Source organism: Priestia sp. 3CA3 (genome assembly GCF_056836725.1).
Window position 1 is genome coordinate 751264 of sequence record NZ_JBXENJ010000001.1, and the last position, 23476, is coordinate 774739.

The 23476-nt window shown below is 39.1% G+C and carries 22 protein-coding genes; all 22 read left to right on the forward strand.

All coding sequences use genetic code 11. The annotated features are described in order from the left end of the window. Nucleotides 1-46 precede the first annotated feature (46 nt). On the forward strand, nt 47-799 hold the full coding sequence (locus AC1VNJ_RS03865) for a ClpP family protease (RefSeq protein ID WP_013058820.1): 753 nt from the start codon (nt 47-49) through the stop codon (nt 797-799). After that, nucleotides 796-1005 (forward strand): YlzJ-like family protein, encoded by a 210-nt coding sequence (locus AC1VNJ_RS03870; protein WP_028411391.1) that lies wholly within the window; start codon nt 796-798, stop codon nt 1003-1005. Before AC1VNJ_RS03865 ends, AC1VNJ_RS03870 begins: the two co-directional genes overlap by 4 nt. 138 nt (nt 1006-1143) lie before the next feature. Further along, a complete protein-coding gene (locus AC1VNJ_RS03875; protein ID WP_482640322.1) occupies nt 1144-3501 on the forward strand; it encodes an FtsK/SpoIIIE family DNA translocase in 2358 nt (785 codons plus the stop codon). A gap of 639 nt (nt 3502-4140) precedes the next feature. Then, complete coding sequence (locus tag AC1VNJ_RS03880; protein ID WP_482640323.1) at nt 4141-4866, forward strand: GntR family transcriptional regulator; 726 nt, start codon at nt 4141-4143, stop codon at nt 4864-4866. Nucleotides 4867-4999: 133 nt separating this feature from the next. After that, a complete protein-coding gene (locus AC1VNJ_RS03885) occupies nt 5000-6088 on the forward strand; it encodes a BMP family lipoprotein (protein ID WP_028411388.1) in 1089 nt (362 codons plus the stop codon). 119 nt (nt 6089-6207) lie between these two features. Further along, a complete protein-coding gene (locus AC1VNJ_RS03890) occupies nt 6208-7737 on the forward strand; it encodes an ABC transporter ATP-binding protein (protein ID WP_221817782.1) in 1530 nt (509 codons plus the stop codon). Continuing rightward, nucleotides 7734-8795 carry an ABC transporter permease gene (locus AC1VNJ_RS03895; protein WP_014458483.1) on the forward strand — a complete coding sequence of 354 codons (1062 nt, stop codon included), beginning with the start codon at nt 7734-7736 and terminating at the stop codon, nt 8793-8795. Before AC1VNJ_RS03890 ends, AC1VNJ_RS03895 begins: the two co-directional genes overlap by 4 nt. Then, complete coding sequence (locus AC1VNJ_RS03900; protein WP_013084750.1) at nt 8792-9751, forward strand: ABC transporter permease; 960 nt, start codon at nt 8792-8794, stop codon at nt 9749-9751. Before AC1VNJ_RS03895 ends, AC1VNJ_RS03900 begins: the two co-directional genes overlap by 4 nt. A gap of 258 nt (nt 9752-10009) precedes the next feature. Beyond that, nucleotides 10010-11305: an EF-P 5-aminopentanol modification-associated protein YfmF gene (gene yfmF, locus AC1VNJ_RS03905; protein WP_028411385.1), complete on the forward strand. Its 1296-nt coding sequence runs from the start codon at nt 10010-10012 to the stop codon at nt 11303-11305. Beyond that, nucleotides 11292-12575 carry an EF-P 5-aminopentanol modification-associated protein YfmH gene (gene yfmH / locus AC1VNJ_RS03910; protein WP_025750276.1) on the forward strand — a complete coding sequence of 428 codons (1284 nt, stop codon included), beginning with the start codon at nt 11292-11294 and terminating at the stop codon, nt 12573-12575. The genes yfmF and yfmH overlap by 14 nt, the downstream gene beginning before the upstream one ends. Nucleotides 12576-12638: 63 nt before the next feature. Beyond that, nucleotides 12639-13364, forward strand: coding sequence for an elongation factor P 5-aminopentanone reductase (gene ymfI, locus AC1VNJ_RS03915; RefSeq protein ID WP_034265198.1), 726 nt, complete (start codon nt 12639-12641; stop codon nt 13362-13364). 65 nt (nt 13365-13429) lie between these two features. Next, nucleotides 13430-13690 carry a DUF3243 domain-containing protein gene (locus AC1VNJ_RS03920; RefSeq protein WP_013058809.1) on the forward strand — a complete coding sequence of 87 codons (261 nt, stop codon included), beginning with the start codon at nt 13430-13432 and terminating at the stop codon, nt 13688-13690. Nucleotides 13691-13903: 213 nt separating this feature from the next. Further along, nucleotides 13904-14695 carry a DUF3388 domain-containing protein gene (locus AC1VNJ_RS03925; protein ID WP_013058808.1) on the forward strand — a complete coding sequence of 264 codons (792 nt, stop codon included), beginning with the start codon at nt 13904-13906 and terminating at the stop codon, nt 14693-14695. 12 nt (nt 14696-14707) lie between these two features. Beyond that, nucleotides 14708-15691, forward strand: a complete 984-nt coding sequence (locus AC1VNJ_RS03930; protein ID WP_223546233.1) for a helix-turn-helix domain-containing protein — start codon at nt 14708-14710, stop codon at nt 15689-15691. Nucleotides 15692-15835: 144 nt separating this feature from the next. Further along, nucleotides 15836-16420 (forward strand): CDP-diacylglycerol--glycerol-3-phosphate 3-phosphatidyltransferase, encoded by a 585-nt coding sequence (gene pgsA, locus AC1VNJ_RS03935; protein WP_028411382.1) that lies wholly within the window; start codon nt 15836-15838, stop codon nt 16418-16420. 16 nt (nt 16421-16436) lie between these two features. Continuing rightward, entirely contained in the window at nt 16437-17678 is a 1242-nt protein-coding gene (locus tag AC1VNJ_RS03940) for a competence/damage-inducible protein A (RefSeq protein ID WP_482640324.1), read from the forward strand. 199 nt (nt 17679-17877) lie between these two features. Continuing rightward, nucleotides 17878-18915 carry a recombinase RecA gene (gene recA / locus AC1VNJ_RS03945; protein WP_028410857.1) on the forward strand — a complete coding sequence of 346 codons (1038 nt, stop codon included), beginning with the start codon at nt 17878-17880 and terminating at the stop codon, nt 18913-18915. 280 nt (nt 18916-19195) lie between these two features. Then, nucleotides 19196-20755, forward strand: coding sequence for a ribonuclease Y (gene rny / locus AC1VNJ_RS03950; RefSeq protein ID WP_482640325.1), 1560 nt, complete (start codon nt 19196-19198; stop codon nt 20753-20755). A gap of 81 nt (nt 20756-20836) precedes the next feature. Continuing rightward, on the forward strand, nt 20837-21634 hold the full coding sequence (locus tag AC1VNJ_RS03955; RefSeq protein ID WP_028411380.1) for a TIGR00282 family metallophosphoesterase: 798 nt from the start codon (nt 20837-20839) through the stop codon (nt 21632-21634). 223 nt (nt 21635-21857) lie between these two features. Further along, nucleotides 21858-22118 carry a stage V sporulation protein SpoVS gene (gene spoVS, locus AC1VNJ_RS03960; protein WP_003181955.1) on the forward strand — a complete coding sequence of 87 codons (261 nt, stop codon included), beginning with the start codon at nt 21858-21860 and terminating at the stop codon, nt 22116-22118. Nucleotides 22119-22193: 75 nt separating this feature from the next. Further along, nucleotides 22194-23111: a dipeptidase gene (locus AC1VNJ_RS03965; protein WP_033579803.1), complete on the forward strand. Its 918-nt coding sequence runs from the start codon at nt 22194-22196 to the stop codon at nt 23109-23111. Between the two features lie 182 nt (nt 23112-23293). Then, nucleotides 23294-23470, forward strand: coding sequence for a hypothetical protein (locus AC1VNJ_RS03970; RefSeq protein WP_155278273.1), 177 nt, complete (start codon nt 23294-23296; stop codon nt 23468-23470). Nucleotides 23471-23476 lie beyond the last annotated feature (6 nt).

The window sequence follows — 23476 nt, forward strand, 5'->3', positions numbered from 1 at the left end:
TGAGAAGTTCATACTACTACTATCAATAAGTGAAAGGAGCTAGAATATGTTTGAAAATAACGAAAGATTACATTCTGATGAAGCGCCTCAGCAGCCTAATAAAAATGAAGAAAGCAAGGGCGGAATATTAGATAAAATTCAACAATTGGGACAGACCAACGTGGCTCAGCTTCCTCAGGATTCTAATATTCACTGTTTAACGATTGTAGGACAAATCGAAGGGCACATGCAGCTGCCTCCTCAAAATAAAACGACAAAATATGAGCATGTCATCCCGCAAATTGTGGCGATTGAACAAAATCCAAAAATTGAAGGATTGCTTATTATTTTGAATACAGTAGGTGGAGATGTAGAAGCAGGTCTTGCCATTGCGGAAATGATTGCTTCGTTATCCAAGCCTTCTGTGTCCATTGTGCTAGGAGGCGGACATTCAATCGGTGTTCCAATTGCGGTTTCAACTGATTATTCGTATATTGCCGGTACAGCGACCATGACCATTCATCCCATTCGCTTAACGGGTCTTGTTATTGGTGTACCGCAAACATTCGAATACTTAGATAAAATGCAAGAGCGCGTGATTAACTTTGTGAGAGAACACTCTCATATTTCAGAAGAAAAGTTTAAAGAACTTATGTTTTCAAAAGGGAACTTAACGCGTGATATCGGGACAAATGTAGTTGGCGGAGATGCTGTTTCATACGGGTTAATTAACGAAGTAGGCGGAGTTGCTCAAGCAATCAAAAAATTGAATGAACTGATTGAGCAAGGACGTCAGAATGAGGAGCAGCTGCTGCAATGATTTTATATACAATGATGCCACAAGAACTGATTTTTCAGCAGTCTTATCATCAAGAACAATCTCAGCCAAAGCTTATTAATCATAATGGAATCCCGGTTATCGTTGAAGAAAATGAACAAAAACAACAGCAAATTGTAAGGGTTTTAAGCACGAATCCTCAAGATTATTTGAATGAAAATTATTATCCTGGTCAAATTTTGTCGTAAGGATTTCAGTATAATTATGGTGAATATGGTATAATGAATATGACGAAGAAGGCAGCCGCTGTATTGGCTGCTTTTTTATTCAACTGATAAAAGAAACAAAATCAACATAGGGTGTTGGACGTTGATTGGAGTGGAAAAATGGCAAAGAAAAAACGAAGAGGTCAAATAAAAAAGGATGAATGGAAACGCATATTGCGCTTTGAGCTTATTGGATTATTTTTATTAGCGTTGACGTTAATTGCCATGGCAGGACTCGGTGCTGTAGGACAGGCTCTTGTGCTCGTGGTCCGCTTATTTATTGGCGAATGGTATATGCTGTGTTTAATCGGAATGGTTATTCTATCTGTTTATATTATTTGGAAAAGAGAAATGCCTCCTTTAGTGACGCGGCAGCTTATCGGTACATACCTCATTATTTTATCTATTTTACTGTTTAGTCACGTGACGTTATTTGACAATTTATCGAAAAACGGAACGTTTACAGATCCATCTGTCATTATGAATACGTGGGATTTGTATATGCTCGAAGCAACGGGACAATCGAATCACAGTGATTTAGGGGGAGGGATGATAGGAGCTATTATGTTTGCCATGTTCTACTATCTGTTTGATAGCTTAGGAACAGAACTTATCGCTGCCTTGCTTATTGTGATTGGGGTACTGCTCATTACCGGACGTTCGCTTCACGAAACGGTATTAAAACTTCTGTCACCTCTAGTTAATTTTTTAACAACGGAGTTAAAAGAAGGCTGGCAAGATATTCAGACGTGGAAACATAAGAAGAAAAAAGCCCCTAAAACAACAAAAAAGAGACGCCAAGAAAAAGCTGTTCAAGAACCAGAAGAAAGCGTGGAAATAGAAGTGGAAGCACCTTCGCCTCCAATTATTGAACACTTTGATTATGGAGAGGAAGAGTCTAGTCAATCTCCTGCTGCTCCTATAGCTCCGGTGCCTCCGGTTATGGAATCGAAGCCTGTAGCTGCTGCACCGCAACAGCCAAGGCCGCAAAAGGAACAGGAAGAAGAAAAAGCTCCTATGATTACCTTTACTGAAACGGAAAATAAAGAGTATGAGCTTCCTCCTATCAAGCTATTGACGATGCCAAAGAAAAGTAACCAGGCAAAAGAGCATAAAAACATTTATAAAAATGCCGAAAAGCTTGAAAAAACGTTTCAAAGTTTCGGCGTAAAAGCAAAAGTGGCAAAAGTTCACCTTGGACCAGCTGTTACAAAATATGAAGTATATCCTGATGTAGGAGTAAAAGTAAGTAAGATTGTCAATTTAAGTGATGATTTAGCACTTGCATTAGCTGCCAAAGATATTCGGATTGAAGCTCCAATTCCCGGGAAATCAGCGGTAGGAATTGAAGTGCCGAACGAAGAAGTAGCGATGGTTTCACTTAGAGAAGTACTTGAAGCGACTGAAAATAACCGACCTGATAAAAAGCTATTAGTTGGTTTAGGAAGAGATATTTCAGGCGAAGCTGTGCTAGCAGAGCTTAATAAAATGCCTCATATGCTTGTAGCAGGGGCAACAGGAAGCGGAAAAAGTGTGTGTATCAACGGTATTATTATTAGTATTTTAATGAGAACAAAGCCTCATGAAGTAAAATTAATGATGATTGACCCTAAAATGGTTGAGTTGAATATGTACAATGGTATTCCGCATTTATTGGCTCCTGTCGTAACAGATCCGAAAAAAGCTTCTCAAGCATTAAAGAAAGTTGTAAGTGAGATGGAGCGACGGTATGAGTTGTTCTCACACAGCGGAACGAGAAACATTGAAGGGTATAACGATTTAGTAAAACGTATGAATGATGATGGAGACGTCGATGCAAAACAGCCGACTCTTCCTTATATTGTGGTGATTGTTGATGAGTTGGCTGACTTGATGATGGTTGCTTCATCTGACGTCGAAGATTCGATCACACGTCTTGCTCAAATGGCTCGTGCTGCCGGCATTCATTTGATTATTGCTACACAGCGACCATCAGTAGATGTTATTACTGGAGTTATTAAAGCAAACATTCCTTCCCGAATCGCTTTTAGTGTATCTTCACAAACTGACTCTCGTACGATCCTAGATATGGGAGGAGCTGAGAAGCTTCTAGGAAGAGGAGATATGCTGTTCATGCCTGTTGGAGCTTCAAAACCTGTGCGTGTGCAAGGTGCCTTTTTATCAGATGAAGAAGTAGAAGAGATTGTTGATTTTGTAATTGCACAGCAAAAAGCACAGTATCAAGAAGAAATGATTCCAACAGATGCCCCTGAACAAGTCGATGATTTTGCAGATGAGCTGTATGACGAAGCGGTTCAGCTTGTGGCAGAAATGCAAACAGCTTCTGTTTCTATGCTGCAGCGACGCTTTCGAATTGGCTATAACCGGGCTGCACGCTTAATCGATGCGATGGAAGATCGTGGAGTGGTTGGGCCTTACGAAGGAAGTAAGCCGCGTTCGGTGCTGATTTCTCAGCAAAATGAAGATGTTGGATCTTAATAAGGTTATTAGAAAAGATGGAGCTGGGACAAAAGTATTTTAGCCTAAGTGAAAAACGAATCACTAATCAACATGTCTGATTAGCGGTTCGTTTTTTTTGTTAGGGTGAATATAGGTTTCATCCGTTTCGTTCCTTCTAGCAGTTGACTGAAAGACAAGGTGAAGACTCCTGCGGGAAGAGCGTAAGCGACGAGGAGGCCCATCGCCCGCCCGTGGAAACCGAAGTCTTGCACGGAAATCAACTGCGGTGTCGCAAGCGTTTCAGCTCATGTATCTTATTTGTTTGTCTTTAGATTGGATTCATTTAGTTATGTCTCAACCTCATTTTTTTATGGAAGAAGAGACGGTAAGAATAGTATTATACAAAAATATGTCATGCTAAATAAATAAAATAAAAACGAATATTAAAAAATTTAATAACTAAAATGTTTGGGTTTTATCTAATATTAGAAGAAAAGTAGGTTGTTAGGTATGCTGACATTAAAAAATAACAAAAATTCATTTTTTTAAAAAATATTAAAAATTTTAACAAAAAATTAATATAACCTATTTATTTATCTGTCGAAAAATGATATATTATTTTCGATTAAGTAGTCGAACATCAGAGGTCTGATGACTTTTTAATATGGAGGAAGAGTGATGTCTATACGTGCGGATAATCGGCACTTGTATTTACAAGTGATTGATAAAATTAAACAAAATATAGAAAAAGGAATTTTTAAAGAAAAGGAAAGACTCCCTTCAGAGTTTGATTTATCAAAGCAGCTAGGGGTTAGCCGCGCAACGCTACGTGAGGCACTTCGCATATTAGAAGAAGAGAATATTATTGTTCGCAGACACGGCGTGGGAACATTTGTCAACACGAAGCCTACTTTTTTGTCAGGGATTGAGCAATTAAATAGTATAACACATATGATTCAACAAGCTGGTATGAAGGCCGGAACAATCTTCTTATCTTCTCAAATACAAGAGTTGTCTGAAAATGATTTAACACGTTTTGCTTGCGGGGAAGACGAACAGATTTTATTTGTTGAACGGGTGAGAACGGCAAACGGAGAGCCTGTTGTATATTGCATGGACAAGGTTCCTCAAAAAATATTGCCTGAAAATTTCGAATATAAACAGGAATCTTTGCTAGAAATTCTTGAAAAACAAGCAGGAAAGCACATTTCATACGCCGTGGCAAATATTGAGCCTCTAGGCTATCATGAAAAAGTTTCTCCTATTTTACAATGCGAGCCAGAAACCGCTTTGCTTGTGCTGAAACAAATGCATTATGACCAGTGTGATGAACCCATTTTATATTCCATCAATTATTTTAAAGCAGATCAATTTAGTTTCCAAGTACTGCGTAAACGCGTCTAGTTTTTTTATGGTTAAATGTCAGAAAATTTACAACTATTTAACATTGTCCTTTTAAGGAGGTGTCAAATGTAGGTCACAGGGACGAAATAGAAAATTGGCTTTATACTTTTAAAACTATTCAGGGGGTTAAAACATGTTAAAACGTAAAACGGGACTTGCATTATCACTAGTATTAGCGGCAGGAACACTTTTAAGCGCGTGTGGCTCAAACGACGCAGATAAGAGCAGCGGAGATAAAAAAGCAGCAGATTTTAAAGTGGGAATGGTAACAGATACGGGCGGGGTAGATGATAAATCGTTTAACCAATCTGCTTGGGAAGGTCTAACAAAGTTTGGGAAAGACAACGGACTTGATGAAGGGACTGGATACAAATATTTGCAGTCTACAAAAGCATCTGAATACGAGAGCAACCTTTCTAAATTTGCTGAGAGTGGCTACAACTTGACGTATGGAATTGGCTTTTTATTAAAAGAAGACATTAAAAAAGCAGCAAAGCAGTATCCAGATGCTAACTTTGCATTAGTAGACGATACGTTAAAATCAGAAAACTTAGATAACGTGGCGAGCATTCTATTTAAAGAAGAGCAGGGCTCTTTCTTAGTAGGTGTAGTGGCAGCGAAACAAACGAAAACGAACAAAATCGGCTTTATCGGAGGCGTTGAATCTCCATTAATCAAGAAGTTTGAAAATGGATTTAAAGCAGGTGTTAAATCTGTAAACCCAGACGCTGAAGTTATTTCTCAATACGCGGAAAGTTTTAACTCTCCAGAAAAAGGCTCAGCTATCGCTTCTACCATTTACAGCAAAGGCGCTGATATTATTTATCAAGCGGCTGGCGGTACTGGAAACGGCGTATTTACAGAAGCTAAAAACCGTTCAAAAGGCGGTAAAGACAAAAAGGTTTGGGTAATTGGAGTTGACCGCGATCAGCATGAAGAAGGTATGCCTGAAAACGTAACGTTAACTTCGATGGTAAAACGCGTTGACCTGGCTGTAGAAGATGTTGCAAAACAAGCAATGGACGACAAATTCCCAGGCGGTAAAGAGGTTGTGTTTGGCTTAAAAGAAGACGGAGTGGGAATTGCTCCATCACAAGATAATGTAAGCAAAGATGCGTTAAAAGCAGTTGATGAGTATAAGCAAAAAATTCTAGACGGTGACATTACAGTGCCTCAAACGGATAAAGAATTTAAAGAGTTTGAAAAAACGCTTAAAAAATAAGCTGATATCTGTTAAGCAATGATTATATGAGTATAAAAGGCTAGTGAAAACTAGCCTTTTTCATAGCCAAAAAACGGAAGACAGAATCCTGTAGCAGGCAGGAATAGGGAGTGAAAGTAGTGGAATATGTTATTGAAATGCTAGATATTCGCAAAGAGTTTCCCGGTATTGTCGCTAATGACAATATTACACTCCAAGTGAAAAAGGGAGAAATTCATGCTTTGTTAGGAGAAAATGGTGCAGGTAAGTCAACGCTGATGAACGTTTTATTTGGGCTTTATCAGCCTGAAAAAGGGCAGATTCGTGTAAACGGCCAAGAAGTCAAAATCACGGACCCTAACGTAGCGAATGACTTAGGAATTGGAATGGTTCATCAGCATTTTATGCTTGTTCAAAACTTTACAGTCACAGAAAATATTATTCTTGGGAACGAACCGACGCGAACGGGGAAAATCAATATTAAAAAAGCAGCTCAAGATATTCAAGAGCTTTCAAATCAATATGGATTATCGGTAGATCCATATGCGAAGATTCAAGATATCTCAGTTGGCATGCAGCAGCGAGTGGAAATTTTAAAGACGCTTTACAGAGGAGCCGACATTCTTATTTTTGATGAACCTACTGCCGCCTTAACACCTCAGGAAATTACGGAATTAATTCAAATTATGAAAAAATTAATTCAAGAAGGAAAGTCGATTATTTTAATTACGCATAAATTAAAAGAAATTATGTCAGTGTGTGACCGCTGTACAATTATTCGAAAAGGTGTCGGGGTTGGTACGGTAAATGTGCAAGAGACCAACCCTGATGAACTTGCTGCTTTAATGGTAGGAAGAGAAGTACATTTTAAAACTGAAAAGAAAACAGCGACTCCAAAAGAAGCTGTGTTAACAATAAAAGAATTAGTAGTAGAAGACAGCCGAGGAGTAGAGGCTGTAAGTTCACTTGATCTAAGCGTTCGAGCAGGCGAAATTGTAGGCATCGCGGGTGTGGATGGAAATGGCCAAACAGAGCTGATTGAGGCAATTACGGGTCTAAGAAAAATAAAGTCGGGCTCGGTCACGTTAAAAAATCAAGAACTGTCTACGTTATCCACGCGTAAAATTACGGAGTCAGGAGTAGGACATATTCCGCAGGATCGCCATAAGCACGGGCTTGTATTAGATTATACAATTGGTGAAAATATAGGTCTTCAAACGTATTATCAAAAGCCGATGTCTAAATCAGGTATTTTGAATTATAAAGAGCTGTATAAAAAAGCAAAAGAGTTAATTGCAGAATATGATGTGCGAACCCCTAGTGAATATACGCAAGCGCGATCGCTATCGGGCGGAAATCAGCAAAAAGCCATTATTGCCCGTGAAGTAGACCGCAGTCCGGAACTATTAATTGCAGCTCAGCCAACGAGGGGGCTGGATGTAGGAGCCATTGAATTTATTCATAAAAAGCTGATTGAAGAACGAGATAAAGGACGGGCAGTGCTGCTCGTTTCGCTAGAACTAGATGAAGTAATGAATCTAAGCGATCGCATTGGGGTTATTTATGAAGGGAAAATAGTTGACATTGTAGATCCAAAAGAAACGAATGAACAAGAGTTAGGTCTATTAATGGCAGGCGGTACGCGTGAGAAAGCGGGTGGAACAGCATGAATAAACTTGTGAAAAATGAACGTGTAATGATGATTTTGATCCCTGTTGTATCGGCCATATTAGGACTCATTGCCGGAGCGGTTATTATGTTACTAGGCGGCTATGATCCAATGCTTGGCTATCAATCTCTTTTTGACGGGATGTTTGGAACGCCAAAAGCCATTGGAGAAACGATTCGTGCCATGACTCCTCTTGCTCTGGCCGGTATTGCGGTTGCGTTTGCTTATAAAACCGGTCTCTTTAACATTGGAGTAGAAGGACAGCTTTTAGTTGGCTGGTTGGCTTCAGTATGGGTTGGGTATGCGTTTGATTTACCAGCAGTCATTCATATTCCTTTAGCTGTATTAGCAGCAGCTGCAGCTGGAGCAGTTTGGGCGTTTATTCCAGGATTTTTAAAAGCAAAATTTCATGTTCATGAAGTAATTGTTTCCATCATGATGAACTATATTGCTCTTTACACCACGAGCAGTTTAATCCGTACGTATTTATACGCGGGTAATGAAAAATCGTATGATATTAAAGAATCGGCATCTTTAGCATCAAGCTTTTTAGCACAGTTAACCAATAACTCCCGCCTTCATTACGGCATTCTTATTACCATCGCTGCAGCCGTCGTAATGTGGTTTATTTTGAATAAAACAGCTAAGGGATTCGAGCTAAGAGCCGTTGGTTTTAATCAGCATGCTTCACAGTATGCAGGAATGAATGTAGGCCGAAACATTGTGTTATCCATGGCTATTTCAGGCGCTTTTGCCGGGCTTGCCGGAGCTATGGAAGGGCTTGGAACATTTCAATATATGGGCACATTCACTGCGTTTACGGGTACGGGATTTGACGGTATCGCCGTAGCCCTTTTAGGAGCTAACAGCGCAATTGGAATTTTATTAGCTTCATTCTTTTTCGGAGGACTGCAAACTGCGGCTCCTCAAATGAACTTTATGACAGGCGTACCGTCTGAATTAATTCAAATTGTCATTGCGCTTATTATCTTTTTTGTTGCATCTAGTTATTTAATTCGCTGGGTGCTTGGCCGTGCAGGCAAGGGGGGAGCAAAATGAACTTCTTAGAGGTGTTAGCCATTATTATTCCAGCGGCGCTTTATTCAGCTGCACCGCTTATCTTTACCGCGCTCGGAGGGATATTTAGTGAACGTTCCGGGGTCGTGAACATTGGATTAGAAGGGCTGATGATGTTTGGCGCGTTCACAGGTATTGTTTCAACCCTTTTACTTCAGGATTCATTAGGTGCTTGGGCCCCGTGGGTAGCAATAGTAATTGCGGCTGTTGTTTGCGCTGTGTTCTCACTGATTCATGCTGTTGCAAGCATTACATTAAAAGCAGATCAAACTGTAAGTGGTGTAGCCCTGAATTTTCTAGCTGCGGGTCTTTCAATCTTTTTAATCAAAAAGATTTTTGGGAAAGGACAAACAGATTTTATTCAATTCCGTATCGATAAAGTAAGTATTCCAGGTTTATCAGACATTCCAGTAATCGGTAAAATTCTGTTTTCGAACGTTCCTATTACGTCTTATATTGCGATTGCGCTAGCTTTTGCTGTATGGTACATCATTTATAAAACGCCGTTTGGTCTCCGTCTTCGTTCAGTTGGTGAACACCCAATGGCAGCAGACACGATGGGGATCAAAGTTGTGAGAATGCGTTACGTTGGCGTTATGATTTCCGGCATGTTCGCTGGAATCGGCGGAGCGGTGTATGCCACGTCTATCGCTACAAACTTTGCAGCGGGTACGATTGCTGGACAAGGGTTCCTTGCTATTGCGGCCATGATTTTCGGGAAGTGGCATCCTATTGGTGCTTTAGGTGCAGCCATGTTTTTCGGATTAGCACAGTCTTTGAGTATCACTGGAGCTCAGATTCCGGTTATTCAAGATATCCCATCCGTCCTTTTAACCATTGCACCGTACGTATTAACAATCTTAGCGCTTACTGGTTTTGTAGGACGTGCTGAGGCTCCTAAAGCGCTGGGCGTTCCTTATGAAAAAGGCCGCCGCTAATAAATCCTCTATACGAGGTCTAACAATGACTAAAGTTGGATAAATATAGAAGGTGGAGACAAAGAAATCATATTCTTTTCTCCGCCTTTTTTTCATTGAGAGAAAGAATATGAAAAGAAATGAGGAAGCGCGCGGCAAGTTACTTGAAAATGTTTCCTTGAATTCGATATAGTGGTTATAAGACTAAAATTAGCGTTAAAGATTCAAAATAGAAGTATTGTCTAGTTAATACATCAAAATTTAAAAGGAGGTTTATATATGAAATTATTGACTGAACAAAAACATGAACTAGAAGGATTGACTGTTCATACCATTCAAACAGCTAAGTACAAAACAAACACGTTCATTTTAAAACTAAATGCCCCTTTAGATAAGAAAACGGTGACAATGCGTGCCCTTTTACCTTATGTGCTTCAAAGCGCTACCGAGTCGCTGCCGTCTACGACAAAGCTTCGTACATATTTAGATGAGCTTTATGGTGCTACTTTACAAGTAGACTTAACAAAAAAAGGTGATAACCACGATATTACGATTCGCATTGATATAGCGAATGAAAAATATTTGAAAGATTCAACTCCGCTTTTACAAAAAGCGTTAGCGCTTCTTGGCGATATTTTATTAAAGCCAGCAGTTGAAGGGGACTCTTTTTTAACGGATATTATGACAAAAGAAAAGCGTTCGCTTCGTCAGCGAATTCAAGCCGTATTTGATGATAAAATGCGCTATGCTAATTTAAGACTAGTTGAAGAAATGTGTAAGGAAGAACCTTACTCTTTACATGTAAACGGTCAAATTGACGATGTGGAAGAAATTACAGGTGAAAGTTTGTACGCTTATTATCAGCAGGTGTTAAAAGAAGATGCCATTCACCTTTATGCTATTGGAGATTTGCAAGTCGAAGAGGTTTTACAAACAGTAAAAGAAACATTTACTTTACCAAAGCGCGAGCAAAAAGACATTGAAGATTCTATCACGTCTAAAGAGATCTCAAACGTAAATGAAGTGGTGGAAAAACAAGAAGTCAAACAAGGGAAATTAAATATTGGCTATCGTACAAACGTTGTATACGGAGATAGACAGTATTTTGCTCTTCAAGTATTCAATGGGATATTCGGAGGGTTCTCACATTCCAAGCTATTTATTAACGTGCGTGAAAAAGCGAGCTTAGCTTACTATGCTGCTTCGAGAGTAGAGAGTCATAAAGGATTACTAATGGTCATGTCGGGTATTGATGCTAAAAATTACGACCAAGCTGTTACGATTATTAAAGAACAAATGCAGGAAATGAAACAAGGATCGTTTACAGACGGCGAAATCGCTCAAACGAAAGCCGTTATTCACAACCAGCTGCTTGAAACGGTGGATACTCCACGAGGACTAGTAGAGGTTATGTATCATAATGAATTAACGGGTAAAGATATTTCAATTGATGAATACTTAAAGCATATTGATGCGGTATCTAAGCAGGAAATTATTAAAGTGGCTGAGAAAATTGAAATGGATACAATTTATTTCTTAACAGGAACGGGCGGTGAAGAAAATGGAGAAAATTGAATTTTCGCAGCTTCAAGAACAGCTGTATCATGAAAAAATGGATAACGGGCTGCAGGTATACATTTTGCCAAAACCGGAGTTTAACAAAACGTTTGCCACTTTTACAACAAACTACGGATCGATTGACAATCAATTTGTACCGCTAAATGAAAATGAAATGACAAAAGTTCCGGATGGAATTGCCCACTTTTTAGAGCATAAATTATTTGAAAAAGAAGACGGAGATGTCTTTCAGCAGTTTAGTAAACAAGGTGCTTCGGCCAATGCATTTACTTCTTTTACCCGCACAGCTTACTTATTCAGCTGTACATCTAACTTTGAAGAAAATCTTGAAACATTAGTGGACTTTGTACAAGAGCCGTACTTCTCAGAAAAAACGGTAGAAAAAGAAAAGGGCATTATCGGTCAAGAAATTACAATGTATGACGACAATCCGGACTGGCGCTTGTATTTTGGTACCATTCAAAATATGTACAAAAACCATCCTGTTAAAATTGATATTGCTGGCACGATCGAATCAATTTCACATATTAATAAAGATTTACTGTACACATGCTATGAAACGTTTTATCATCCGAGCAACATGCTGTTGTTCATTGTAGGTCCTGTTGATGCGGAAAAAGTAATGAAGCAAGTTCGAGACAATCAGCAGAAAAAAGATTATAAAGAAATCTCTGACATACAGCGTCATTTTGACGAAGAGCCTGAAACGGTGGATCAAGAAAAACAAGTATTAAAAATGCCGGTGCAGTCTTCGAAATGTATGGTGGGTCTAAAAGCGAAAAATCCGCAGCGTTCAGGCGGAGAAATGCTTAAATACGAGTTAGCAATGAATATCATTTTAGATTATGCATTTGGAAAAAGCTCTTCGTACTATGAGGAGTTGTATGCAGACGGACTCATTGATGAAACGTTTGCGTATGATTATACGGAGGAAAGAGGATTTGGTTTTGCTCTTATCGGAGGAGATACGGATCAACCGGAACAGCTGTATGATCGAGTTAAACAAATTTTACTTGAAATGAAAACAAAATCACTAACAGAAGAGGAACTTGAACGTATTCGTAAAAAGAAAATCGGCGGATTTTTACGTTCATTAAACTCACCTGAGTTTATCGCTAATCAGTTTACACGCTATGCGTTTAATGATATGAATTTATTTGATATTGTTGAAACGCTAGAAAAACTGAAGGTAAACGAAATAAAAGATGTGCTAAACGAGATTATTGATGAAAAGAACTTTACGGTTTGTGAAGTAGTACCTAAATAAAGATGATTGTTGCCAAAAAAGCTGATGTTCATCAGCTTTTTTGCATGTAAAGGAGAGAAGGCTATGGAGAAATTTGCCCTTGTGACAGGTGCAAGCGGAGGAATTGGCACAGCGATTGCTAAGCAATTGGCTGAAGATGGATACTCGCTTATTTTGCACTATCATCAACGAAAAGACAAAATAGAGGCGCTTGCACATGAGCTAGCTGAAAAGGTGAAAACCGTGTTTACAGTACAAGCGGATTTATCATGTAAAGAGGGAGTGGAGAAGTTTTTAAAGGAGATTATTGTTCCGGTAGAAGTTATTATTCATAACAGCGGACGAAGCGTTAGCGGGTTAATGACAGATGCTTCGGCAAATGAAACCGAAGAAATGATCTATCTTCACATCACGGCTCCCTTTGTTATTACAAAAGCTTTGCTGCCTAAAATGATCAGTGCTAAAAGCGGACAAATTATCATGATTTCTTCTATTTGGGGACTTACAGGAGCTTCGTTTGAAGTTCTTTATTCAATGGTAAAAGGCGCCCAAAATACGTTTGTAAAAGCTTTGGCAAAAGAGGTTGCATTAAGTGGAATTCGCGTCAATGGAGTTGCGCCCGGAGCGATTGAAACGGATATGATGGCCAGCTATTCAAAAGAAGAGGTTAAAGAGCTGGCTGAAGAGATCCCTTTAGGAAGAATAGGATATCCAAAAGAAGTGGCAGATGCGGTTTCATATTTAATATCTTCACGTGCTTCGTATATAACTGGACAAATATTATCGGTTAATGGCGGTTGGTACATATAAAGTGTGCATAAAATTAAAAACAAGGTACAAACTATGATATGAATAAACCTTAAGGAGGGCTACTCATGTCAGTATTAGAAAACTGGGATAGCTGGAAAGATTTTTTAGGCGACCGTTTACATCATGCACAAAACGAAGGAATGCAAGAAGAAGTTATTCATGATCTTGCTTATCAAATTGGTGGATATTTAGCAAACCAAGTTGATGCAAAAAATGATCAAGAGCGAATTTTAGCAGACCTTTGGAGCGTTGCTTCTAAAGAAGAGCAGCATGCGATTGCGAGCAGCATGGTGAAATTAGTTCAAAATAACGGATCAGTAAAATAAGTTATCGTTTCTAAAAAGGAGCTAATTCACCGCGTGTGAAAGCTCCTTTTTTCTTAGAATTAAATAGTACAAATAAATAAGCGCTTACATACATAACAAATGTAGAACTACTTGCCTTTAGGGTTTATAATATAATGGAAATCATTTATAGTTAAACTAGGTGAAAAAAAGGGGGCACCTCTCGAAGGCCAGCCAAGAAATGGGAGGGGTTTGATGGAGAAAATTGAGTGGTATTTAGAATATCAAATACAAAAAAATCGTCCGGGTCTTTTAGGTGATATTTCATCGCTTCTTGGAATGTTGTCAATTAATATTGTCACAATTAATGGAGTGGATGATATTCGCCGTGGATTATTGCTGCGCTGTGATTCACATGAGCAAATAGACAGGCTTGAATCTATTTTGAAAACAATGGATAATATCATTGTGACAAAAATGAGACCGCCTAAATTGCGTGATAAGTTAGCAGTGCGTCACGGTCGCTATATTCAGCGTGACGCAGATGATAAAAAGACATTCCGTTTCGTAAGAGATGAATTAGGTTTGCTCGTAGATTTTATGGCGGAACTGTTTAAACAAGACGGTCATAAGCTTATCGGTATTCGAGGTATGCCGCGAGTAGGCAAAACCGAATCGATTGTAGCAGCTAGCGTATGTGCGAACAAAAGGTGGCTTTTTGTGTCTTCTACACTCTTAAAACAAACGATTCGCAGTCAGCTTATTGCTGACGAATACAACGCTGATAATATTTTTATCATTGACGGGATTGTATCGACAAAACGAGCGAATGAAAAGCACTGGCAGCTTGTTCGAGAAGTAATGAATGTACCCGCGACAAAAATCGTGGAGCATCCGGATGTATTTGTACAAAATACCGAGTATTCGTTAGATGATTTTGCCTACATTATTGAAATAAGAAATGACCCCAATGAGAAGATTACATATGAAATAATGGAAGGTCCTCAAATGTTTCAAGACGGTGGATTATCGATGTTTGATTTTTAGCATAATTGGTAGGTGTTAGCATTGACAGAGTTAGGACAAAGGTTAAGACAAGAACGAGAAAGCAAAGGATTGTCGTTAGAGGATTTACAAAAACTAACGAAAATTCAAAAACGCTATTTACTTGGCATTGAAGAAGGCAATTATGAGGTTATGCCAGGGAAATTTTACGTACGAGCGTTTATTAAGCAATACTGCGAAGCAATTGGGTTGGACACAGATGCTATTTTTGAAGAATACAAATCAGACATTCCTTCAACTCAAACAGAAGACATGCCGCAGCAGCTTTCGCGCGTTCGCAGCCGCAAAGAAATTCCTCAGCATACAAAAGGAGTTTCAAAAGCATATGACTACCTTCCAACTGTTCTAGTGGTGGCGGGAGTTGTAGTTGTTGGGATTATTATTTGGGTAATCGCTCAAAATATCGTCTCGGATAAAAACAAGGAGCAGGCTAACCAAGAAGCTCCAAACAGCGAAGTTCAGCAGTCTAACACGCAGGAAGAAACGAATGAAACTACTGCAAAAAATGACAATAGCAAGTCAGAAGATGAACAAAGTGCTGCTGATAAGAAAGAACAAGAAAAAGAAAAAGCTGAAAAAGAAAAAGCCGCAAAAGAAAAAGCTGAGAAAGAAAAAGCTGAAAAAGAAAAGAAAGACAGCGGTAAACAAGAATACAAGGAAGTTCAAAAAACAGGCAGAAGTGCTACGTATGCTCTTTCCGGTACAGATGCATTTAACCTAGAAGTAACATCCACTCAAGCAGATACTTGGTTAGATGTGAAAAATGGAAAAGGAAATGCTTTCTTTAGCTCCATTCTAAAAAAAGGTGAAACAAAAGAATTTGATTTGACGAAAGAAACGGAAGCTCGTGTCAACATCGGTTATTCACCTGGAGTAGAGTTAAAAGTAAATGGAAAAGCGGTTGACTTGCCGTTTGATTCATCCAAGCAAGTTCGACAAGTTGTAACGATTCAATATCAGCCGGCAGAAGCACAGTAAACAGCCTGTTTTAAAAAGTGGTCAGGGTGTAAATAAAGATAATATGTGAATTAAACACTCATTCACGCTATAATAAAACCAAAGCCGTGCAAACAACTTCGTTTGCACGCTTTCAGTTTGTAACAGTAATTGGAGGCAGAAGAAGTGAATTTACCAAACAAGATTACCATTTCGCGAATTTTTCTAATTCCCGTATTCCTCATTTTTATGATGGTGCCGCTACCATTTGGCACAGTAGAGGCAGCAGGAAAAGAGATTCCGATCGCTCATCTATTAGGGGCGGCATTATTTATTATTGCATCTACAACAGACTGGATCGACGGATACTATGCAAGAAAGTACGATTTAGTCACGAACTTGGGCAAGTTTTTAGATCCACTAGCAGACAAGCTGTTGGTTTCAGCTGCGCTTGTAGCTATTGTTGACTTAGATTTAATTGCAGGTGCAGGATGGGCTGCTATCATCATTATTAGCCGTGAATTTGCTATCACAGGTTTAAGACTTGTACTAGCAGGGGAAGGAGAAGTTGTAGCAGCCAATATGTTAGGTAAAATTAAAACATGGACTCAAATTTTAGCTATTTCAGCTATTCTGTTGTACAACTTGCCTTTTGAATGGATTTCCATTCCGTTTGCTAGCGTAATGCTTTGGATCTCAGTGATTTTTACGGTTATTTCAGGCTGGGACTACTTTGCTAAAAACAAACAGGCTTTTGTTAATTCAAAATAAGTAAGATGGAGATGATATGATGAACGCTGAAATTATTGGAGTCGGCTCTGAGCTGCTGCTTGGGCAAATTGCCAATACAAACGCTCAGTATTTATCGAAAAAATTAGCCGAACTTGGAATTAATGTTTACTATCATACAGTAGTAGGAGATAATGCACAGCGCTTGAAAGAAGTGATTGCTACAGCTCAAACACGTGCAGAGTTAATTATTTTCACAGGCGGGCTTGGTCCTACAAAAGATGATTTAACAAAAGAAACAATTGCGAGTGTGCTAGGAGTAGAGTTGACAACAAATGCGGAAGCACTTGAAAGCATTGAAGCCTATTTCAAACAGTCAAATCGTATCATGACACCTAACAATAAAAAACAGGCAATTGTACTTGAAGGTTCGACAGTGCTCCCTAATGATTACGGAATGGCTCCAGGTATGGGGCTTACAGTAGAGGGAAAACACTATATGCTATTCCCAGGGCCGCCAAAAGAGCTCTATCCAATGTATGAAGCATATGGTCAAGAATTTTTAGCTCAAAAGCTTGAATTAAAAGAAAGTATTGAATCACGCGTTCTTCGTTTTTTCGGAATAGGAGAATCACAGCTTGAGACGGAAATTGAAGATTTGCTTGATGCGCAAACAAACCCGACGATTGCACCGCTTGCAGGAGATGGAGAAGTGACGCTTCGCTTAACTGCTAAGCACGCTGATGCTGCTGGAGCACAGCGCATGTTAGACGAAGTGGAAAAAACCATTTCAGAGCGCGTAGGCGAGTATTTATATGGATACGAAGCAACTTCTTTACATAATGAATTGGTAAAAGAATTAACGGCACAAGGCTTGACGATTGCTTCAGCCGAAAGTTTAACCGGCGGGTTATTCAGCGAACGTTTAACAACTGTTTCAGGTGCTGGAGAAGTTGTTAAAGGCAGCCTGGTAGCCTATCATTATGAAATCAAGCAAAATATTCTCGGAGTGAGCGAACACACGCTGAATCAGTACGGAGCCGTTAGCGAGCAGTGCGCGGCTGAAATGGCTCAGCGTATTCAACAGTTATACAAAACGGATATTGGCATCGGTTTTACGGGTGTAGCTGGACCCTCTAAACAAGAAGGACACCCTGTAGGAACAGTGCATATAGGGGTCGCTTATAAGGATCAAACTCCTCAAGTTTACAGCTTGCAGCTATCTGGAAGCCGCCAAGGAATTCGTTCACGAACGGTTAATTACGGCTGTCATTACGTATTGAAGACGATAAAAAAATAAAGAAAAAAGGCTGCTTAGTTTTACCAAAGCAGCCTTTTTTTAATTTTATAAAAAACGAACATTTATTCGCTTTTTGCTTGTCAAACGACCCAAAAACTAGTATAGTAAGTTATAGAAAGTTGTTAATTCGACATTGCTACTACATCGTAGTAAGTTTGCAGTTTATAGATGATTTCAAAGAGATAGAGGAGGAAATTGAGTGAACGATCGTCAAGCAGCCCTTGATATGGCTTTAAAGCAAATTGAAAAGCAATTTGGTAAAGGTTCAATTATGAAATTAGGTGAACAAACGGAAAAAAGAATTTCTACAATTCCAAGTGGTTCATTAGCATTAGATATAGCTTTAGGCGTAGGTGGATATCCACGTGGACGTGTGGTGGAAGTATATGGCCCAGAAAGCTCAGGTAAAACAACAGTTGCTCTTCACGCGATTGCAGAAGTTCAACAGCAGGGCGGACAGGCTGCATTTATCGATGCGGAGCACGCGTTAGATCCTGTATATGCTCAAAAATTAGGTGTTAATATTGATGAGCTGTTATTATCTCAGCCTGATACAGGAGAACAAGCTTTAGAAATCGCAGAAGCTTTAGTTCGAAGCGGCGCAGTAGATATTATTGTTGTTGACTCAGTAGCAGCGTTAGTGCCAAAAGCGGAAATTGAAGGAGAAATGGGAGACTCTCACGTGGGTCTACAAGCTCGTTTAATGTCTCAAGCATTGCGTAAACTATCTGGAGCTATTAACAAGTCTAAAACAATCGCTATCTTTATTAACCAAATTCGTGAAAAAGTCGGCGTAATGTTTGGTAACCCTGAAACAACTCCTGGTGGACGTGCGCTTAAATTCTACTCTTCAGTGCGTCTAGAAGTGCGTCGTGCAGAGCAGTTAAAGCAAGGAAATGATATCGTAGGTAACAAAACAAGAATTAAAGTTGTGAAAAATAAAGTAGCTCCGCCTTTCCGTGCTGCCGAAGTAGATATTATGTACGGAGAAGGTATTTCAAAAGAGGGTGAAATTTTGGATATCGCTTCTGAACTAGATATTGTCCAAAAAAGTGGATCTTGGTATTCATATAATGACGAGCGTCTAGGTCAAGGCCGTGAAAATGCAAAGCAATTCTTAAAAGAAAATACTGATATTCGTCAGGAAATTGCGGGACAAGTGCGTGAACATCATGGTTTAGACCAAGATGGAGAGCCAGCTCCTGAGGATGACGATCAAAGCGATTTAAATATTTAATTTGCTGCGAGATAAAAAAAGACTCCTCTATTTCAAAGAAGGGGTCTTTTTTTTGTAAAAATTGTTAATGCTAGAAAAGTAACATACGAAATTTCAATATATACTGTAGAGGCAGGCTTGACAATAAAAATGCACAGATTTACAATTAAGATGTATATTTTCCCTTTTTAAAACATTTTAGCGTTTAAAAGCCTTTGTGTGTATATTGAAAGGTGAATACGATGTACATGCCGACATGAAATTTAAAACTTACAAGTTTATAGCAAGGGGAGGTGAAATGATGGATATTAATACAATCATCTTCGCTTTGCTTGGCCTAATCGTCGGTGCAGTTGTTGGCTTTTTTGTTTGTAAATCGATTGCTGAAGCTAAAATTGCGGGAGCAAAGTCTAGTGCAGAACAAATTATTGATGAAGGAACCCGCGAGGCGGAAGCTTTGAAAAAAGAAGCTTTACTAGAAGCGAAGGATGAAATCCATCAGCTTCGTACAGAGGCAGAACAAGATATTCGTGATCGTCGAGCAGAACTTCAAAAACAAGAAAATCGATTAATGCAAAAAGAGGAAAATCTTGATCGTAAAGACGAATCACTTGATAAACGTGAAGCGTTACTTGAAAAGAAAGATGATTCTCTTACTGTTAAACAACAGCATATTGAAGAGATGGAAAGCAAAGTTGAAGAAGTAGTACGTGCACAGCAAACAGAGCTAGAGCGTATTTCAAGCTTAACAAGAGAAGATGCAAGAGCGATTATTTTAGATCGTGTTGAAAATGAACTTTCCCACGACATTGCAATAATGGTAAAAGAAACAGAAAACCGTGCAAAAGAAGACGCCGATAAAAAGGCGAAAGAAATTCTTTCACTTGCTATTCAGCGTTGCGCAGCAGATCATGTTGCTGAAACGACTGTCTCAGTTGTTAACTTGCCAAATGACGAAATGAAAGGCCGAATTATCGGTCGAGAAGGTCGAAACATCCGTACGCTTGAAACTTTGACAGGAATTGATCTTATTATTGATGATACGCCAGAAGCAGTTATTTTATCAGGATTTGACCCAATTCGTCGTGAGACAGCAAGAATTGCACTTGATAAACTCGTTCAAGATGGTCGTATCCATCCCGCACGTATTGAAGAAATGGTTGAAAAATCTCGCCGCGAAGTGGACGAATATATTCGTGAAGTCGGTGAACAAACGACGTTTGAAGTCGGTGTTCACGGGTTGCATCCAGACTTGATGAAAATTCTTGGTCGCTTAAAATTCAGAACAAGCTATGGTCAAAATGTGCTGAAACATTCAATGGAAGTAGCTCATTTATCAGGACTTATGGCTGCTGAATTAGGTGAAGATGAAACGTTAGCCAAACGAGCAGGATTGTTACATGATATTGGTAAAGCAATTGACCATGAGGTAGAAGGAAGCCACGTAGAAATCGGTGTTGAATTAGCTACAAAGTATAAAGAACATCCGGTTGTTATTAACGCGATTGCTTCTCACCATGGAGATACAGAACCAACATCAATCATTGCTGTACTAGTTGCAGCAGCGGATGCATTATCTGCTGCAAGACCAGGTGCTCGCAGTGAGACGTTAGAAAACTACATTCGTCGTCTTGAAAAGTTAGAAGAAATTTCAGAGTCTTATGAAGGCGTTGAAAAATCATTTGCAATTCAAGCAGGGCGTGAAGTTCGTATTATGGTGAAACCAGATACGATTGGTGATCTAGAAGCGCATCGACTTGCTCGAGATATCCGAAAACGAATTGAAGATGAGCTGGATTATCCTGGTCACATCAAAGTAACGGTTATTCGCGAAACAAGAGCAGTAGAGTATGCAAAATAAAAATGAAGTGGCGTTTCGCCACTTTATTTTTTTTCGTAGAGATGAAGATGCAGATTAAGAATGAAGTATAGGAGCTTTTACATGAGAATTTTATTTATTGGAGACGTAGTTGGTTCTCCAGGCCGTGAAATGGTTGAAGAATATTTACCGAGATTAAAAAGAAAATACTCTCCGGGACTTACAATTGTGAATGGAGAAAATGCAGCTTCAGGAAAAGGAATTACCGAAAAGATTTATCGTCAGTTCTTACAAGCAGGGGCTAACATTATTACTCTTGGTAACCATGCGTGGGACAAACGTGAAATTTTTGATTTTATTGACGATGCAAAAAATCTTGTTCGTCCAGCAAATTTTCCTGAAGGTACACCGGGCAAAGGAATTACGTATTTTACGTACAATCAGCTTGAGGTAGCCGTGATTAATTTACAAGGGCGTACGTTTATGGCTCCGCTCGATTGTCCATTTCAAAAAGCAGATGAATTAATTGAAGAAGCACGCCAGCGCACTCCGCTTATTTTTATTGATTTTCATGCTGAAACAACAAGTGAAAAGCAAGCGATTAGCTGGTATGTGGACGGTCGTGTCAGCGCTGTTGTCGGCACTCATACGCACGTTCAAACAGCTGACAATCGTATATTGCCAAAAGGAACAGCCTACATCTCTGACGTAGGAATGACGGGACCTTATGACGGCATTTTAGGGATGGAGCGCGAAGCTGTTATTAAGCGTTTTTTAACGTCTCTTCCTGTTCGATTTGAAGTGCCAAAAGAAGGAAGAACGCAGCTTAGTGGAATCGTTATTGATATTGATCAAAAGACGGGGAAAGCAACAAAAACAGAGCGAATTTTAATTAACGAAGATCATCCGTTTTTTGAATAAAGGGAAAAAGTCAATGTGTCGAAAGGCGATACATTGGCTTTTTTATTTTGTCAAAAACGTAAAAAGAAAAAAGAAAGGTGTAGAAATATAAGTTTTTGAATATTTAGGAAAAACAAGCAGGAATACGTTTGACATATCGTGAATATAGTAACATTGAAATCAATTAAGTCATTGGTCTAATGATCTCTCATCATACATTGTAAAGAATAAGGAGGAGCTAGATATGGAAATATTAAAAGTTTCAGCAAAGTCTAATCCAAATTCAGTTGCTGGTGCCTTAGCAGGCGTGCTGCGCGAACGCGGCGCAGCAGAAATTCAAGCCATTGGGGCCGGGGCACTTAATCAAGCAGTAAAAGCTGTAGCAATCGCAAGAGGGTTCGTTGCACCAAGTGGGGTTGATTTAATCTGCATCCCAGCTTTTACAGATATTCAAATTGATGGAGAAGAGCGAACAGCCATTAAATTAATTGTAGAGCCGCGATAATTATAAAAACCACGGACCTGTAAAGCATAGAAGCCAAACAGGTCCTTTTTGTATAGAGTTAAAGGGGTGTTGGTTGTGATATTTGATGCTCATTGTGATGTATTAATGAAGCTCTGGTTAAATAAACGTTTATCTTTTACATATGATTCAGCGCTGCATGTTACGTTAGAAGGCATAAAAAAAGCAAAAGGGAAAGTTCAGCTATTCGCTATTTATATTCCAGAAGCGGTTCCGGCAGCTCAGCGCTTTGATGTTGCGTTAGAAATGATTCAGCTGTTTCAGAGTCATATTTTATCGCTTCCCGGTGTAAAATGGGTTCGTTCAAAGCGCGATATAGATAGCTTGAAAAAAGGTGAACTTGGAGCCATGCTGACGCTTGAAGGGTGCGATGCCATTGATACAAGTTTAGTTCGCTTAAAGACACTTTTTTCACTGGGTGTACGTTCAGTAGGCTTGACATGGAATTACAGCAATGCTGTATGTGATGGTATTTTAGAACCTCGAGGCGCGGGGTTATCGTCTTTTGGAAGAGAAGTTGTTGAATTGAATAATGAACATAAAGTATGGACGGATGTCTCTCATTTATCAGTAAGAGGTTTTTGGGATGTGATTGAGCTAGCACAATATGTAGTGGCTACTCATTCCAATTCACACGTATTGTGTTCTCATCCCCGGAATTTAAGAGACGATCAAATTCATGCTTTAATAAAGCGAAACGGCGTGATTGGTATTACGTTTGTCCCTGAATTTTTAACGAGTTCTGCCAAAGCGCACATAGCGGATGTGATCCGTCATCTTGATTACATATGTGAAAGAGGAGGCGAATACTCCGTTGGTTTTGGCTCAGACTTTGACGGCATTGACAAAACGGTTTATCGTCTCGGAAGATATGAACAGTATACGAATTTAATTGAAGAACTCCTTAAGTATTACACTGAGGAGCAGGTAAAACGTTTTCTGTTTCAAAACTTTGCCGATCGTGTATGCAACTAATAAAAAAAGAGCTTTTTCTTTTTGGAAAGCTCTTTTTATAGAAGTTATTTATATAATAATACCTCATGTGAAGGCAGAAAAGATCATTAAAAAACTTCATCTTATTCATTAAATATAAATATAATTAAAACGATTGAGAATTCAATGGAAAGGGTTGCATTTTTCTGGCAATCGGAATAAAATTGAAAACGGATTATGGAGCTGTTCAAGCAGAAACGTATCCTGCACAGCGACAAGGTGCTGTGGGAGTTTTGCGGATGATTTTTGTTCGTGAAATGCAGAAGCAAATGAAATCGTTTGCTAATTTACTTTTTTCAGTTTTTATCAATAAAATAGATTTCTATATTAAGAGCAATTAAAGGAGT

What these genes read in the sequence shown, in the direction of transcription:
- AC1VNJ_RS03885 (WP_028411388.1), top strand. Translation starts at nt 5,000, where the DNA reads ATGTTAAAACGTAAAACGGGACTTGCATTATCACTAGTATTAGCGGCA.
- AC1VNJ_RS03870 (WP_028411391.1), top strand. Translation starts at nt 796, where the DNA reads ATGATTTTATATACAATGATGCCACAAGAACTGATTTTTCAGCAGTCT.
- AC1VNJ_RS03880 (WP_482640323.1), top strand. Translation starts at nt 4,141, where the DNA reads ATGTCTATACGTGCGGATAATCGGCACTTGTATTTACAAGTGATTGAT.
- AC1VNJ_RS03955 (WP_028411380.1), top strand. Translation starts at nt 20,837, where the DNA reads ATGAGAATTTTATTTATTGGAGACGTAGTTGGTTCTCCAGGCCGTGAA.
- ymfI (WP_034265198.1), top strand. Translation starts at nt 12,639, where the DNA reads ATGGAGAAATTTGCCCTTGTGACAGGTGCAAGCGGAGGAATTGGCACA.
- AC1VNJ_RS03940 (WP_482640324.1), top strand. Translation starts at nt 16,437, where the DNA reads ATGATGAACGCTGAAATTATTGGAGTCGGCTCTGAGCTGCTGCTTGGG.
- AC1VNJ_RS03900 (WP_013084750.1), top strand. Translation starts at nt 8,792, where the DNA reads ATGAACTTCTTAGAGGTGTTAGCCATTATTATTCCAGCGGCGCTTTAT.
- spoVS (WP_003181955.1), top strand. Translation starts at nt 21,858, where the DNA reads ATGGAAATATTAAAAGTTTCAGCAAAGTCTAATCCAAATTCAGTTGCT.
- AC1VNJ_RS03925 (WP_013058808.1), top strand. Translation starts at nt 13,904, where the DNA reads ATGGAGAAAATTGAGTGGTATTTAGAATATCAAATACAAAAAAATCGT.
- AC1VNJ_RS03920 (WP_013058809.1), top strand. Translation starts at nt 13,430, where the DNA reads ATGTCAGTATTAGAAAACTGGGATAGCTGGAAAGATTTTTTAGGCGAC.
- AC1VNJ_RS03865 (WP_013058820.1), top strand. Translation starts at nt 47, where the DNA reads ATGTTTGAAAATAACGAAAGATTACATTCTGATGAAGCGCCTCAGCAG.
- yfmF (WP_028411385.1), top strand. Translation starts at nt 10,010, where the DNA reads ATGAAATTATTGACTGAACAAAAACATGAACTAGAAGGATTGACTGTT.
- rny (WP_482640325.1), top strand. Translation starts at nt 19,196, where the DNA reads ATGGATATTAATACAATCATCTTCGCTTTGCTTGGCCTAATCGTCGGT.
- AC1VNJ_RS03875 (WP_482640322.1), top strand. Translation starts at nt 1,144, where the DNA reads ATGGCAAAGAAAAAACGAAGAGGTCAAATAAAAAAGGATGAATGGAAA.
- AC1VNJ_RS03895 (WP_014458483.1), top strand. Translation starts at nt 7,734, where the DNA reads ATGAATAAACTTGTGAAAAATGAACGTGTAATGATGATTTTGATCCCT.
- yfmH (WP_025750276.1), top strand. Translation starts at nt 11,292, where the DNA reads ATGGAGAAAATTGAATTTTCGCAGCTTCAAGAACAGCTGTATCATGAA.